The organism is Spirosoma aureum, from assembly GCF_011604685.1.
GTDB lineage: Bacteria > Bacteroidota > Bacteroidia > Cytophagales > Spirosomataceae > Spirosoma > Spirosoma aureum.
In genome coordinates this window covers 2,072,161-2,088,551 of record NZ_CP050063.1, presented here as the reverse complement: position 1 = coordinate 2,088,551, position 16,391 = coordinate 2,072,161, and the positions used below count along the sequence as shown (strand labels likewise).

Genomic DNA, 16,391 nt, shown 5'->3' with positions numbered 1-16,391 from the left:
TAAACTATCAGCGACTTCTATCATGCACTTTCCTATTCCAGTCTATTCTTTGTAAAAATTTCTAGTTCACAGCTATAAGGAAATTTCTTTGCCATCAACAAGACACAACAAATACTATAGTTTCGGTATATTTATAAATAATTAACCTAAACAGCCCAATATAATTTTACCATAACAATGAATTATAGAATAAAATCTCTACTACTATTCTGCCTGATGCCTGCTATACTACTGGCACAAGCCAAAAAGGCAAAACCAGCTGTCGATAAAGTTGAGCGACTCAAGCAGGAGGCAATGGCTGCTATTGATCAGCGCAAGGATCAGGCGCAACAGATCAATGATATGCTGTTCAGCTTCGCGGAACTGGGTTTTCAGGAGGTTGAATCCTTTAAATACCTGACTTCCATCCTCGAAAAAGAAGGCTTCACCGTTCAGAAAGGCATTGCCGGTATGCCAACGGCCTGGATTGCAACCTGGGGTTCGGGCAAACCCGTCATTGCCATTGGCTCTGATGTGGATTGCATACCCAAAGCCAGCCAGAAACCGGGGGTAGCTTACAAAGACCCAATTGTAGAAGGTGCTCCCGGTCATGGCGAAGGTCACAATTCGGGACAGGCGCTCAATATTGTGGCCGCTTTGACGGTGAAACAGTTGATGGAGAAAAACAAAATGTCTGGCACGTTGATGCTCTGGCCCGGCGTTGCCGAGGAATTACTGGGTGCTAAAGCCTTCTACGTTCGTGATGGCTACTTCAAGGATGTCGATGCCTGCATTTTCACCCACGTTGCCGATAACCTGAGCGTATCCTACGGCGACGTAGGGTATAATGGCATGATCTCGGTCAAGTTTACCTTTGAAGGTCAGGCTGCTCACGCGGCTGGTGCTCCCTGGCGAGGTCGCAGCGCACTGGATGCTGTAGAATTGATGAACATCGGCTGGAACTATCGGCGTGAGCATCTCGAACTAACCCAACGCTCTCATTACGTCATTGCTGACGGTGGCGATCAACCCAACGTGGTTCCTTCCAAAGCGTCGGTCTGGTATTACTTTCGCGAACGATCTTACCCTAAAATCAAGGCGCTATTTGAAAAAGGGATCAAAATTGCGGAAGGTGCCGCCCTGATGACTGATACAAAATTCACCTATGAAATTCTAGGGTCGGCATGGCCCGGACATTTTAATAAGCCCATAGCCTCAACGATGTATGAAAACATTAAGCGGGTTGGTTTGCCAACCTGGTCGCCCGAGGACCAGTTGCTGGCAAAAGCGACCCAAAAGGAACTCCAGTCGCCCAAACGGGAAGGGCTGGCCATCAAGCTGGATACAATCGGAACGCCAATTCCAACTGGCCCAACGCTTATGATGGGTGGTCAATCCATGGTTCCTCTAACGGGTGGTTCCGACGATATTTCGGACATTTCCTGGGCAGTTCCAACGGTGGTGCTTCTTTATCCATCCAATATTCCGGGGCTGCCGGGCCACCATTGGTCAGATGCTATTTCTATGGCTACTCCCATTGCGCACAAAGGTGTGGTGGCTGGGGCAAAAGCCGAGGCCATGACGCTTCTGGACATGCTCATGAAACCAGAAATCATTCAGCAGGCCAAGGCATACTACACCGACGAGCAAACAAAAGAAACGAAATACCAACCGCTGATTTCGTCAAAAGAAATACCGGCCATTTACCTGAATCAGAAAATAATGGCTGAATTCAAGCCTAAACTGGAGAAATATTACTACGACCCAAGCAAGTACAAAAGCTATCTGGAACAGTTGGGCATCAAGTATCCAACCCTCCGCGACGATCAGCGGGCAGAGTTTGAGAAGAAGCCAGAAAGCAAAGGGAAGTAAGCGAAGATACAATACAGGATTAGCCAGATGTATAGCCTGGCTAATCCTGTATTGTAAGGTGCTCGTTTCGAATAATCTACCCTAATAGATATAAACAATTAGCTGACTTTCAGTTATATAAAATTCGTAAAAGTTGCTTTTTACAGGCTTTACTTTTTTCCATGCCAGTGCTTAGTTACTTTTGGATTAGTAGCTATAGAACATGAAGAGTAATTCCAAAACAGAAGAGTGGGAATGGGAGCTTACCAGTGAAACCAGTTGGTGGGATTGGAACCTAAAAGAAGTATGGGCTTACCGTAATCTGTGGCTCCGTTTGATCAGGAAAGATTTTCTACTCAATCACCAGCAAACCCTGCTTGGACCGTTATGGATACTTTTTCAGCCTGTTCTGACTCTATTTACGTATGTGCTGGTTTTTAATAAACTGGTTGGTATTTCTACGGGGAGTATACCACCGGTATTATTTTACCTGATCGGTATTGCCTTATGGACATTCTTTAGTGAAAGCTTTATTGCTATTTCCTTTACTTTCACACACTATGAATCCATTTTCCAGAAAGTATACTTCCCACGACTTATTGTTCCATTATCGCTAGTAAGCGCCAACATCATACGGCTTTTTTTACAACTATTTCTCCTATTTATACTAATTTTAGTTTATTGGTTTATTTATAATACACCCATCGTTATAAGTTGGTGGCTACTTTTACTTCCGTTTGCGATAGCCATAATTGGTATTAATGGCCTGTCAGCTGGCTTATTGTTTGCCGTATTGACAGCTCAATACCGGGATTTGATCAATATTGTGAATGTGGGCATTCGCTTAATGATGTTCATTACACCTGTTATCTATCCAGTAACCATTGTTCCAGCCAAGTTAAGACTGCTTATGGAACTAAACCCATTGTCTTCCTTATTCGAACTGAGTCGGTTCTGTATTTTTAACGAAGGGACATTTACGACTGCTCAATTACTCTATAGTATTTCCATCACGCTGCTTTTATTCGTTGGGTCTATGATGCTTTTTCATAAACGGGTCGACAAGTTGATGGACGTTGTATAATTTTTTTTCGATGTCAGATACGATCATTCAGTTAGAAAATCTTTCAAAATATTACCGTCTCGGCACCATCGGGACTGGCTCGTTCCGGCAGGACCTCCAACGGTGGTGGACAACCAGTATTCGTCGAAGAGACGACCCATTTTTTGGAAATCCAATGTCACCCCATGACCCATCTCACCTAGTCGCATTAGATAATGTCAGTTTCGATATTAAGCAAGGTGAAGTCTGGGGTTTAATTGGTTCGAATGGAGCTGGCAAATCGACATTATTGAAAATTATTTCCCGAATTACCCGACCGAGCAAAGGTGTTATTCGTGGCAAAGGGACAATAAGCAGTCTGCTGGAAGTTGGAACAGGCTTTCATATGGAGTTAACCGGACGCGAAAATATCTACATTAGCGGCCATATGCTGGGAATGAAAAAAGTCGATATCCAGCGAAAGTTTGATGAAATTGTTGCCTTCTCAGGTATTGAAAAGTTTATTGATACGCCAGCAAAGCGTTACTCATCAGGTATGTATATGCGTTTGGCATTTGCGGTAGCGGCTCACCTCGAACCTGATATTCTAATTGTTGATGAGGTTCTGGCCGTTGGTGATGCTGAATTTCAGAAAAAGTGCCTGGGCAAGATGCAGGAAGTTGCACACGATAAAGGACGAACAATTCTATTTGTTAGCCATAACATGCAGGCAGTCAATAATTTATGCCAAAAATCGGTATGGTTACAGCACGGGCGAGTGAACGAGATTGGGGAAACACGTACCGTTGTCAGTAAATTTTTAGCTACCCTTCAGCAGAATAGTCTGCATCAGGCCTGGGAGGAGCCGGAAGATGCGCCGGGCAACAAATACGTCCGTATTAAACACGTTGAACTGTCTCCTCAGTTCAATAGTGGGCAAACCCTGATCGATGTCTGTACGCCACTGAAATTCAGGTTTTCTATCTGGAATTTTGCGGCATCAACACAATTGAGCCTATCCTTACAGTTGTTTACCAATGTTGGCGAATGCGTTTTTGATATTCCTACGGCGAGTCTCAACTGTAACGAAGGAGTCCTGGAAGGCGAATGTACCATTCCGGGAAACTTCCTGAATGATGGAGCCTACTATTTATCACTCCGGATCATAAAAGATACGAGTTCCATTTTATTCGACTATCAGCAATGTTTATCGTTTGAGGTAGAAGATTATCGGGAAAACACAACATGGTTTGGCAAATGGCCGGGTATAGTTCGTCCGGCATTTCCATTCACCTGGCGGCAGACGTTAGTCAATCAAGTACACCAATAAAGACAATTCGTCCAACCATCCTGTGGATTCACTCTTAGTTTCCGTAATTATTCCATGTTATAATCATGGGCGTTTTTTACAACAAGCTATCGATAGTGTTGTCCGGCAAACGTATACCCCAATCGAAGTTATAGTCGTCGATGATGGCTCTACCGATACTACCAAAACGGTTGCCTTGCGGAATCCTCAGGTTCACTATGTATATCAATCAAACCAGGGATTGTCGGCCGCTCGAAACACAGGCATAAGCCACAGCATGGGCGATTATCTCGTTTTTCTGGATGCGGATGATCTCCTCTACCCTCACGCCATTGCTTACAATGTGAAGATATTACTTGATCATCCTGAGGTAGCATTCGTATCAGGAGGGCACCACACTGTTGATACGGAACTGAACATTCTGAATACAATAACAAGGACTGTACTTACCAATCATTATCGAAACTTTCTGAGAATTAATTATATCGGTATGCATGCAACGGTTATGTACCGTCGAAGTATATTTGATACCGTACGTTTTGATGTAACTCTCAGAGCCTGCGAAGATTATGACATATATTTGACCATAGCGGCAGAGCACCCCGTATTACACCATACCGAGGTTTTAACTGCTTATCGGCAACATCAGACCAATATGTCATCTGATTGCCTCATGATGTTATCAACCGTTCTTGACGTACTAAAACGACAGGAAAAACTCATTCATGAACCAGAAGACCTCGAAGCCTATCAGGCTGGTATAAAGAATTGGCATTCCAATTACGCTATGGAGATGTACCATCGACTTCTCAAAAAGGACGTTTTCCTAAGCAATTCAGTCAAAAAAAGCTACGAGCAACTACTCTATAAATATAATGCCAGGTGGTTCTATCGTTATCAATTGTTTACCAAGCTCATGTTTATCAAGCCAATAGCCAAACGCGTTGTGCCTAACTTTCTATTCCGGTGGGCGTATCAGGCGGGTCTTTTTCAAAGTTATCGACCTAAAGTAGGGTCCGTTCGTTTGGGCGACCTCAAGCGGCTCAAACCAATAAGTGACTCTTTTGGCTACGACCGGGGCGGTGGTCCCGTTGATCGTTACTACATCGAAAATTTCCTGCATCAACAAGCCAATTTGATTCGAGGACGCGTACTGGAAATTGGCGACAATGAATACACGATGCGCTTTGGCGGTACGAATGTTAGTCAAAGTGATATTTTACACGTTCATGCCGATGCTCCCCAGGCCACTATCATAGGGGATCTGACAGACCTTCCTCAGGTTGATACGAATACATTCGATTGCATTATCCTGACCCAAACACTGCACTTGATCTATGATTTCAGCAGCGCGATCCAAACCTGCCATCGGATTCTGAAACCAGGTGGTATGCTACTACTAACCTCGCCAGGAATCAGCCCGATTGATCATGGTGAATGGCAAAAAACATGGTACTGGTCGTTCAATGAATTATCGCTGAAACGAATTCTTACAGAGCATTTCCCTGCCGATCGTGTCACGTTGCAAACATTTGGCAACGTATTCGTGGCTACTGCATTTCTATACGGGATGGGTCAAAACGAATTAACTCAGCATCAATTAGATATGCAGGACTCTCACTATCCTGTTATCATTACGGCTAAAGTTTGCAAACCATTATGAACGTTCAGCCCCTTTGGTTGCGTCAGCTCCGGCAATCTATTTCCCCCAGCGTATTGGCACTTATGTACCATCGTGTGGCTGAAGTTGATTTTGACCCCTGGGATTTATGCATTAGCCCTGCTCACTTTGAGAAACAACTACAATGGCTAAAAAAGACCAATCGTGTGATATCAGTTAATCAGTTAGTTGATCAATTACAAACAGGTAAACTCACCCATAGGGGGCTGGTGCTGACTTTTGATGATGGGTATACGGATAATTTTACGGTTGCCAAACCACTGTTGGAAAAATATGAATTGCCAGCTACATTCTTTCTGACAACAGATTCTATTTTCAACAGGCAACCGTTCTGGTGGGATGAATTGCAATTCCTAATCTTTGATACGCACCTTCTACCTCAGACGCTTTCGATACAAATTGCCGATGAAAACTTCCTGTTTGATCTGGACGACGAATCAGAACTGACACAGCGTCTTATGCAACTACAAAAATCATGGAAAGCGAGCAGTCCTCCACCATCAAAGCGATGCAGTTTATATTTAAGCATCTGGAAGAAAATGCGGCCTTTACTTCATAATGACCAGCAAAAAATTTTAGCTTATTTACGAAACTGGGCCAGTTCTGATGTACAAATAAGACCCGAAGATTCAGCCATATCACTAGCACAGCTTACTGAATTGATCGATCATCCGCTTATTGATATAGGTGCTCATTCCTTATCTCATCCGGCACTGTCTGATCATAAGGAAGCTACACAGCGTCACGAAATAGCTACCAGTAAAAATATACTTGAAAAAATAAGCCATCGATCCATAACTTCGTTTGCTTATCCATACGGAGATTATGACAGTCGTACGCAAAAAATAGTGCGTGAAGAAGGATTTTCGATTGCTTTCACGACAAACGCTGTACAAACAAGAGGTCGTAGCAATCAGTATCAAATTGGACGGTTTCCCGTTCCAAACTGCACGGGCGAACAATTACAAAAACAGCTTGATCAAATTTTATAATAGTCATCATGAGTTGTTTCAGGTTTGTTGAAACAGAACTAGTGGCGGGTAGTATTTCTCATGAATAAAAAAGTGCTAATTGCGGGCTGGTTTAGTTTTGAACTAGGACATCCTACTGCTGGAGACATCCTGGCATTAAACGTTACCTGCGAATGGGTAGAACAAGCTGGTTATAGTTATGATATTGCTTTCGACCTTCCTTTTGAAGGCGGTGTTAACTGGCGATTGGTTGAAGCGTCAACTTATTCGCACGTCGTATTTGTATGCGGCCCCTTCGAGCAAAGTCAATATGAAGCTGATTTTCTAAATCGTTTTAACACATGCCGTCTTATTGGCCTTAACTTATCAATGCTTGTTCCATTAGAAAAGTGGAATCCTTTTGACTTACTACTGGAGCGAAATAGCTCGTTAACTGTACGACCAGATATTGTTTTTTTATCGCAGGAACCCCAGGTGCCGGTTGTGGGTATTTGTTTAGTCGAGCCGTATCCGGGCGCTTTGGATTCTGTAGCTAACGAAGCAATTAATCGTTTGGTCAACTCCCGCCAAATGGCTGTTGTCTATATAGATACTCGCCTGGATTCAAATAATACTCACCTCCGATCTTCGGCCGAGGTCGAATCCCTGATTGCCCGGGTCGATGTACTTTTAACAACCCGGCTACATGGAACAGTACTTGCACTCAAGAATAATGTTCCAGTACTTGCTATTGATCCAGAAGCCGGAGGAGCTAAAATCGTGGCACAGGCTGAAAAAATAGGCTGGCCAATCGTATTCAAGGCTGACGAACTGGATGATCAGGTATTAGCGAATGCTTTTAATTATTGTTTGACCGATCAGGCACGTAGAAAGGTTCAGGAATGCCGTGATAACTCTATGGTAATGGCTAAAGAAATACAAAACGAGTTTATTTCTGAGTTAACGCATCCCATAGAGCTGGAAATTAAATTTCAAAACCGATTGGCGAATCCAGTCGCGAATAAATGGATGAGTGACCTGTCTGCCAGTTCTCGGATAAAGCCAAATTGGGTAAACAAGCTAAAAAAGAATAGCAAAAAGCTCGTAAAAACTATATCTTATTTGACATTACCAATCCCTATTTACAACTATCTTTTGTCAAGAAAAAGATAATGCTTCTCTTCTAAATATAGATCAATCGATAATTTAAACGAATTATATAGTTTACTATGAAGCTTTTATACACTGAAAGTACAGATCGAAAGAATAACCTGGATTTTTTTAGGTTTATTCTGGCGGTAACAGTAGTCTTCAGTCATGCTTATGTGCTATACTATGGCACGGCCAATTATACGGAGCCACTTTGGGTATTTTCAGAAAAGCAAGTAGGGTTTGGCACGGTGGCGCTTAACTTCTTTTTTATCATTAGTGGATTTCTTGTTTTACAAAGTTGGGATCAAAATCCAGATTATCTTACCTTTATAAAAAAGAGAGTTTTACGAATTTATCCGGGATTCATAGTTGTTTGTTTACTCTGTGCTTTTGTTTTTGCCCCTTTGGGAAATGGCATACCAATTCAACCATTTCAAAATATCAGAATGTATTGGGCTCATATTAATGTTCGCGAACTGATACACAATATCCTCTTGTTAAGGTATCCTGTTTTACCAGAAACATTAACAGGGGCACCAAGACCAAATGTGATCAATGCGTCAATATGGACAATCCCATATGAATTCAAGTGTTATTTATTGATAATTCTTTTGGCATTCCTTAATATTTACAAAAATAAATTTGCCTTACTGATAGTATATATTTTTATCCTGATAGTTAATATTTTACATTACAAAACATACGAATTATATAATATTAGTGGAATCGTTAGTCCTCATCTTATCCCCTATTTCCCATCACAAAAATTCATGACTATCCTGAATCTGGAACATTTTTTATCATTTTTCTTGTCAGGATCATTCTTTTATTTTTATCGAAACTATATACCTCGCTCGATTCTCTTATTCTTAAGTTCATTATTTCTTCTCCTTATCAGCGCAAGATGGTTAGGTTATTTTGAGTTAGTTCAGCCATTTTTCGGATCTTACATACTATTTTACATTGCATTTTCTAAAAAAATAAAATTCTACACGTTCGCAAAATACGGCGACTTTTCATATGGCTTTTACTTATATGGTTGGCCAATCCAACAGCTTGTATTATTGTACATTGGCCAGCAATTAAGCATGACAGGAAATTTTATAGTTTCCTTTTCAATAATTTTTATCTTTTCAGTATTAAGCTGGTATCTAATCGAGAAACCATTTCTATCTCTTAAAGAAAGATCGATCTCTATAAATTTTTCCTATTTAAAAGTCAGGATATAAACTACCTAACATTTTACATTAATAGATCCAGGTTTTCTCGCATCTATTACTTTCATTCTTTTTTCATAGATTCCCGAGTAAGTATTTGTTAAATTTATAATGTGTTGTACCTCGAAGTAATCGCACAGGCGATCTAATTCAAAGACTATGAGAATATAGTATCATCCCGGTAAATTGTTATTGTTTAGTTAACATGCGAGTGATCTGATCCTACAATGAATACCGTTCTTATAGCAAGCAACAAAAACAATAAGTAACTAATAATGCAGTTTAGCCACAACCTTATAATCTATAACTATATGAAATCGTATTTAATTTTTGTGGGTCTGTTTTCCTTGATAATAAATTCAAGTCCAGCACAAAGCAAGAAAGATAAACTAAATGAAATAATGAGAGCCTATCACAATTATAATATGTTTGACGGAAGTGTTTTAGTTGCTGAGAATGGCAAGGTCATTTATAAAGCTGCTTTTGGATTAGCCAATAGAGAGTGGGACATCCCTAACACTACCGAGACCAAATTTATGATTGGTTCTATCTCAAAGTCGTTTACCGCTACACTAATGCTCATTCAGGTCCAGAAAGGCTTAATTAAATTAGATAAAGCAATTTTAGATTATCTTCCCGAATTTTCCAATAAGCCAGCTGCAAAAGTCACAATCAGGCAATTGCTTAGCCATACATCAGGAATTCCAAATTATGATATAATAAAGGATTTTTTCCCAAAGATTAGTCGACAAAATTTTTCCAGAGAAGAATATGTGAAAGTATATATGGATTCGCCTTTGGCCTTTGAACCAGGAACAAGATACGCCTACAGTAGCTGGGGATATTTTACACTCGGCTATATTATGGAAAGAGTTACCGGCAAATCATATTCACAATTAGTGAAAGAAGATATTTTCAATAAAACTGGCATGAACAGTTCAGGTTCTTATTTCCATACGCAAGTTGTCAATAAAAGAGCTACAGGCTATGATTATAGTTTTGGAGGTTATACTAGTTCAGATTTTCGTGATCAATCAAATACTATGGGAACAGGAGATTTATATTCTACTGTTGAGGATATTTTCAGATTCCATATAGCACTTAGTAACAATACTTTGCTCAACAAACAACTTACAGCAGAAATGTTCACCCCCGGCATTAGGCCAGCCCAATATGGCTATGGCTGGTTCAATAAACAGTTTAAATACACGACCACTGATAGCGTATTTTCAAATTTTCACTTAGGAATGACCGAAGGTTTTTTATCGTTTATAGTTCGAATTCCTTCTACAAATAGTTTAATAATTGTTCTATGCAATAGTTCTCCAACCGATTTTTTTGGAATTACTGGTAATTTAGCCAAGGTGTTGTATAACAAGCCTGTTCATATAAAAAAACCAATACATAAAGTTATAGAGAAATTAATAGCTGAGCAAGGCGTAATAAAAGCAATTGAGGAGTATAAGCGAATGAAAGCAGATACTGCTCGATATTATATTGACTGGATCTCTATGAATTTCCTGGCAGAACAATTACAAACACTGAAACGATATGAAGATGCAAGAATCATTGGAGAGAATAATGTAGCAGAATTTTCTAATCGAGATTTAGTTATGGTAACAATGGGAAATATTTATTTGGCATTGAACAGAAAAGCCGATGCTATAGCCTATTACAAAAAAGCACTTACAATCTATCCAGGCTACGAAGAAGCGAAAAATAAATTAAAAGAGATCGAGGAACATAAATAATATTGATCGTTGAATTAGTCAGTAATGAAGTGGACGTCATATCGGTTTCTGTATCTGCAGAGCCAAGTTTTAAGAATCTGACCTTACACCAATAAATCTGTCTTCACTCACGCCAATACCCACTAACCGATGTCTAAACGGGTAGCCATCTAAGCCCAACTTGACGGACTTAATCGAATACCGGTAAAGAAAAACGATCAACAAATATAACCACACTTTGAATCATGCTGGCTCGGGGTGGTCTGGCTGTTGAATGCTGTTTGAGTAACTAGCCGAAGTACAGAGGAAATTGCGTAGCTGAGTGAAGCAGCTCACAGGCTACTCATCTGGGCAACGCAAGTGTTAGAAGGATAGCTAAACTAGGGCCACTTTCTCCTAAACGGAGATTATGAATGGATCTATGGGCCACCTCGCAGAATGCGTGATGTTGAATAAAGGGCCCACTATTGTTCGGACAGTCGAAGTGTTGGACAGAATTCTCCGAAAGATGCAGGCTCATCAGGATCAGAAAAGCTATTTGTTATAGGAGCTTCTCTATTGTCCATCTCTTAAAAAGTAATGACAATCTGCCCTTCCAGGGGTGCTGAGAAACAACTTTAAGGCTCTGCATAAAACTTGCATTTAAGTTATATTCTATGGTGTAAGTTATTATAATATTTATTAATAAATTTACAACCACTTCTACATACTAACTTCGGCAGTCTGGAAGCTGGTTATGTTGGAAAATCTCTGTTTATCAATAGGTATCAAAATTTACTGTCTGTAAGCATAAACTTATTGGCAGTGATTCTATAGAATATAGAGATATTATTGGCATTAACAGTAACATCCACACTAGTCTTGAACCGTATACCTCTAGAACCTCCTCCTATAAATCCAGTCTCGGTAGCCGAAAAAAGGGTACTCTGGTCGGTTATGATCCCCGTTTATAATTGCGCACACTACTTAAAAGAAACATTAACTAGTGTACTAATGCAAGATATGGGGCCATCCCAAATGCAGATCGAAGTTATTGATGATGCTAGCACTGATGGCGATATTGCTTCATTGGTGGCTGAAATTGGTCAAGGAAGAATTACCTATTTTCGGCAACCTCATAACGTTGGGAGCCTTCGTAATTTTGAGACTTGTCTAAACCGGTCACGTGGCCAGTTAATCCATTTATTGCATGGCGACGATAAAGTTTATAACGGATACTACAATGCAATAGCTTCATTATTTGATAGCTATCCTGAGATTGGAGCTGCTTTTTGCAGACACAATCACTTAGATGAAAATGGCCATCTAATCAAACCCACAGACGAAGAGGCTTCGAACAATGGTATTCTAAGTAATTGGCTAATGCGCTTAGCCATTGCACAACGAATACAGTATTGTAGTATAACGGTTAAACGAGAGGTCTATGAGCAATTAGGTGGGTTTTATGGTGTAACCTATGGTGAAGATTGGGAAATGTGGACACGTATTGCTCATAAATATCCAATAGCGTATACACCAAACGTTTTAGCAGCCTATCGCCTTCACTCGACCTCTATTTCTACTCAATCATTACAAACAGGCCAAAATTTGCGCGATTTGTTATGGGTTATTGAGACAATTCAACAGTATTTACCTGAAAGTGAACGTTACGAGGTTAAAAGAAACTCGTTAAAAAAATACGCTCATTCCTATCTAGGTAGGGCTAATCATGAATGGGTAAAATCGCGTGATAAACAGATTGTTTACGCACAAATAAAAGGATGTCTTCATTTGCATCAAGATATGCTTTTATATTTAAAAGCTGCCTATTTATATAGTAGACTATTACTTAATTATTAATGCAAAACGGCGTATCAATTGTTATCTGTACCTATAACGGGGCAAGCCGTTTGGAGCCAACCTTGCGTCACATTGCCCAACAAAATGTACCTTCTGACGTAAATTGGGAAGTGCTTCTTATTGACAATGCTTCTACTGATGGTTCAGCTCGTATAGCAGAAGAATTATGGAGTTTGCATGAATGTACCATACCTTTTCGTGTTTTACATCAGTCAATAAAGGGCTTAAGCTATGCTCGAGATATGGGGTTTAGCGAGGCACAATATGAGTATATACTCATGTGCGACGATGATAACTGGTTAGACAATGATTATGTTAGCACTGCCTATAAAATTATGGAGAGCCATCCAATTATTGGCGTACTGGGCGGTCATGGCAATTTAATATACGAAATCCCCCCACCTGCATGGACTATTAACTATCCAATTCATGCAGGCGGAACTCAGGTATACAGATCACGAATGGTACGTTCGTATGGAATATATGGTGCAGGGTGTATTATTCGTAAATCAGCCTATGAAACACTTCGCCTGGCTGGATTCGAATTCTCACTTACTGATCGAAAAGGAACCAAACTTAGCACTGGAGGAGACATGGAATTATGCTATGCAATCGCCCTGGCTGGTTATTCCATTTACTATGATAATCGTCTTCAATTTAAGCACTTTATTCCAAAAGTCCGTACCACCTGGAATTATTATGTAGAGCTTCTAAATGAAAATGCTCTTGCATATATCGTATTAGAGCCTTATAAAATTCACCTGACCATAAACACAAATAATTTAATTGTCTTTAGGCTGATGTTACTAGTAAATTTTTCACTTCGTGGGTTTTATTTACTTTTTACCATAGCAAAAAAAACAATACTAGTACTTAGCGCATCGGATACCAATGCAATTGATTTAAAAATAATATGGCTAAAGGCTAGATTAAAGATCTATAAAAACCACAATGAGATGGTTGATACTTTTCGAAAAGTATCAGTGTTTCGGCGATACTTTGTAGTTTAATAATTTATAACAATTCTTTAATATAGTATCAGACTATAGATCTAATTTATCCTGTAATCTGATACTATAATTTTTCCGATAAATTCATAATTATTTAGCACTAGTCAGCTATTTACGGTTCAGATGGTTTACTGTGTTTGTATTACTTGCTGCCCCACACCCGGCATACCGCTCGTTGTTACGCCTTCGGCCCGTAAACGGAGTCTGGTTTTAGCATCGGACGTATAAAATGATACGGTTGCTTTACCTTCGGCATTCGTCTGAATGAGCGGTGCCCACAAAAGAGTCGTGCGATAATCAGGTCTGACATGTTCTGGCTTTTTAGTATCGTACCTTGGTGCATAGAACTCCCTCACGGGCGCATAACCGGGCAATTTAGCCAAAAGCGTTCCGGGCGGTACATCCTTCGTTAGATCATAATCGGGAGCGCCCCGTTTGGTCAGAATAGAAATAACACCACCGCCCCCCGAGAGCCATAAATAGCAGCCGACGGTCCCTTTAACACATCGATGCGATCAACGTCCTGCACCGATACACCAAGCACAGCCTGCAAATCCATAGGCATACCGTCCAGTACAAACAAGGGTTCAACGGGTCCACTAAAATTAGCCGCCCCCCGAATCTGTACCCGTGCACTCAGACCGTTGCCAATTACCTGCACACCCGCAATTCGCCCCTGAATCACATCCAGAATGGTCATTCGGCCAGCTGTATTCATCTGATCGAATTTGATGCTGGCATCGGGTGTGCCATAAATCGTTCGGGAGTCATGTTCCTGAAACTTCTTCGCCTTTACCGTAACAGATTGGAGCAATACCTCTCCATTCCGGCGAATTTGCCGCTCTATTTCCTGATATTCTTTGGTACGTCTAATGAATTCGGCCAATTCATCAGACCTAAATTCAAGGGGATTATACGGTATGCGTGTGATGGTAACGGTTGGAGTCAGTAACTGATCGAGCGAAATAGCCAGATCACGGTTTGCTTTGCCCTTAACACCCTGAATCAATACTGTTGTTGTGTCTGTAAAATCAAGGTCATAAGCGCCGAAATGACCCGACTCATCGCTATCGCCAGTCAGAAAGTCGCGTGTGCTATCACGCCTGGACAAGACAAACGTCAACTTCACTTTACTGGCAATTCCTTTCTGATTGGGCCGGAGCACCCGACCTGTGAGCGATAACCCGCGTTCAACATGGTATTTAACGGGCTGAATCGTATCACCCAGCACTTCGGTCCAGGTAAAGCGTCGCCATCCCTGCGTCATCAGGAGCAAGTCCAGTTGCTGCCAGCGATCTTTATGGATGGAGTTGAAGTAGTAACCTGGTTGTTCAATCGTACCCGTCAGGTCCGATGAAAGCAACAGATGCGATACTATACTGGCGCTATTCGAGTCGACTTCAGGTGCCTGTCGGGCGTCAAGAGCGGCCAATGATAGATTAGCAGCCACAGGCTTACCTGCTGGATCCGTTGTAGAGATGGTCAACTCAACTTTCTCGCGGTTTTTATAGGATGCTTTGTCGGTCGACAGACCGATATTGATTTGCTCATTTTTTGTAACGAAGACAAGTCGCTCACAGGCTGGTTTATTTGTTTCATCGAAAAGCGTGAGTTGGGTGATTCCTTCGGGAAAATCAACTTTAGGTAGCTGTACCAGCGAGCCTTTTTTCGATAAAGGCACTTTGGCAACCTGAATCACCCGTCCGCGCGTCTGAGCCAGAAGCGTCATCATGGCCGCAGGGTCAGCACTGGTTTTGTTGTGACGCAGATACACCCGAATGTGATCCTTATTACTCAGATTATCTACCTGCATGATCACCCCCTGCGGCTGAACAATTGGTAATGGATAGGGCTCCAGCGATCCGTCGGCCTGTTTGACGAATCCCGTATAAGTCTGGCCGACTTCAGGAGTAAGGGTAAAAAAGCCCATACCCAAATGTGTGCTGGAAAGACCCGTGACCGTATCTTTCTTTGCGTTCAGCACAAACCCTTCAACTGTCTGGTTATGTCCCGATGCATTAACCGCTTTAAACGCTACCCTTGCTTCTAAACCCTCAACCAATTGGCCTCCTTCGGGCAAAAACTGTACATCCAGTCGATTTGACTTAACTATTACTGCACTTGCAGGCTTTGTAGTTGCGCCATCCGTCCGCAGAATCGTCAGTGTTTTGGTAAAGTAATAAGCTTCCGGGAAGTTGCGCATGTAGTTTGTATAGGCCTGAAGCAGATATGTTCCAGCCGCTAACGAATCAGGTAAAGCAAGCTGACCAGGCGCATAACTTGTTGTGGCCCGAAGTTGTGATCGAAGGCGAATACGCCGGGCATACGGATCGACTAAATCCACATAAAGCACCCGACTGATGGTATCAATACCGTGAGTATTCCCATCGAAAATATAGCCTTTCATCCAGATCGTTTCACCGGTGAGATAAATAGCACGGTCTGTATGGATATATACTTTTTCGAGAGGTCGTTGTTGGTTATAAGTCTGGAATTTAACTAATAATTGTTTTATAAAGTCATCGTTGTTTATAAAGCGAAATGCCGATAGTAAACCAATCGCCGTTAGCAGACTAAGAATGGTTGTTCGATGGATGGTGTGGTGCATAAAATAGGTTTTTTCATTAAGTA

The 16,391-nt window shown here is 41.2% G+C and carries 12 protein-coding genes; 10 read left to right on the top strand and 2 right to left on the bottom strand.

Annotated elements, in window-relative coordinates; all coding sequences use genetic code 11:
* The first annotated feature begins 216 nt into the window (after positions 1-216).
* The 10 genes from G8759_RS08385 (at position 217) to G8759_RS08340 (ending at position 13,760) form a co-directional block, all read left to right on the top strand.
* A complete protein-coding gene (locus G8759_RS08385; RefSeq protein ID WP_232074181.1) occupies positions 217-1,851 on the top strand; it encodes an amidohydrolase in 1,635 nt (544 codons plus the stop codon).
* A 202-nt stretch (positions 1,852-2,053) separates the two neighbouring features.
* Entirely contained in the window at positions 2,054-2,914 is an 861-nt protein-coding gene (locus tag G8759_RS08380; protein ID WP_232074180.1) for an ABC transporter permease, read from the top strand.
* Positions 2,915-2,924: 10 nt separating this feature from the next.
* Positions 2,925-4,202, top strand: a complete 1,278-nt coding sequence (locus G8759_RS08375) for an ABC transporter ATP-binding protein (protein ID WP_167206929.1) — start codon at positions 2,925-2,927, stop codon at positions 4,200-4,202.
* Positions 4,203-4,224: 22 nt separating this feature from the next.
* Complete coding sequence (locus G8759_RS08370; RefSeq protein WP_167206927.1) at positions 4,225-5,844, top strand: glycosyltransferase; 1,620 nt, start codon at positions 4,225-4,227, stop codon at positions 5,842-5,844.
* Entirely contained in the window at positions 5,841-6,854 is a 1,014-nt protein-coding gene (locus G8759_RS08365; protein WP_167206925.1) for a polysaccharide deacetylase family protein, read from the top strand. Before G8759_RS08370 ends, G8759_RS08365 begins: the two co-directional genes overlap by 4 nt.
* 60 nt (positions 6,855-6,914) lie before the next feature.
* Entirely contained in the window at positions 6,915-7,985 is a 1,071-nt protein-coding gene (locus G8759_RS08360) for a polysaccharide pyruvyl transferase family protein (RefSeq protein ID WP_167206923.1), read from the top strand.
* A 56-nt stretch (positions 7,986-8,041) separates the two neighbouring features.
* Positions 8,042-9,193: an acyltransferase family protein gene (locus G8759_RS08355; RefSeq protein ID WP_167206921.1), complete on the top strand. Its 1,152-nt coding sequence runs from the start codon at positions 8,042-8,044 to the stop codon at positions 9,191-9,193.
* 299 nt (positions 9,194-9,492) lie between these two features.
* Complete coding sequence (locus G8759_RS08350; RefSeq protein WP_167206919.1) at positions 9,493-10,932, top strand: serine hydrolase; 1,440 nt, start codon at positions 9,493-9,495, stop codon at positions 10,930-10,932.
* A gap of 915 nt (positions 10,933-11,847) precedes the next feature.
* Positions 11,848-12,750: a glycosyltransferase gene (locus G8759_RS08345; protein ID WP_167206917.1), complete on the top strand. Its 903-nt coding sequence runs from the start codon at positions 11,848-11,850 to the stop codon at positions 12,748-12,750.
* On the top strand, positions 12,750-13,760 hold the full coding sequence (locus G8759_RS08340) for a glycosyltransferase (RefSeq protein WP_167206915.1): 1,011 nt from the start codon (positions 12,750-12,752) through the stop codon (positions 13,758-13,760). Before G8759_RS08345 ends, G8759_RS08340 begins: the two co-directional genes overlap by 1 nt.
* 128 nt (positions 13,761-13,888) lie before the next feature.
* On the opposite strand, the gene G8759_RS35810 is transcribed toward G8759_RS08340, so the two are convergent.
* Together G8759_RS35810 and G8759_RS08335 are read right to left on the bottom strand one after the other, a co-directional pair.
* Entirely contained in the window at positions 13,889-14,143 is a 255-nt protein-coding gene (locus G8759_RS35810) for a hypothetical protein (protein ID WP_232074179.1), read from the bottom strand.
* 56 nt (positions 14,144-14,199) lie between these two features.
* A complete protein-coding gene (locus G8759_RS08335; protein ID WP_232074178.1) occupies positions 14,200-16,368 on the bottom strand; it encodes a TonB-dependent receptor plug domain-containing protein in 2,169 nt (722 codons plus the stop codon).
* Positions 16,369-16,391 lie beyond the last annotated feature (23 nt).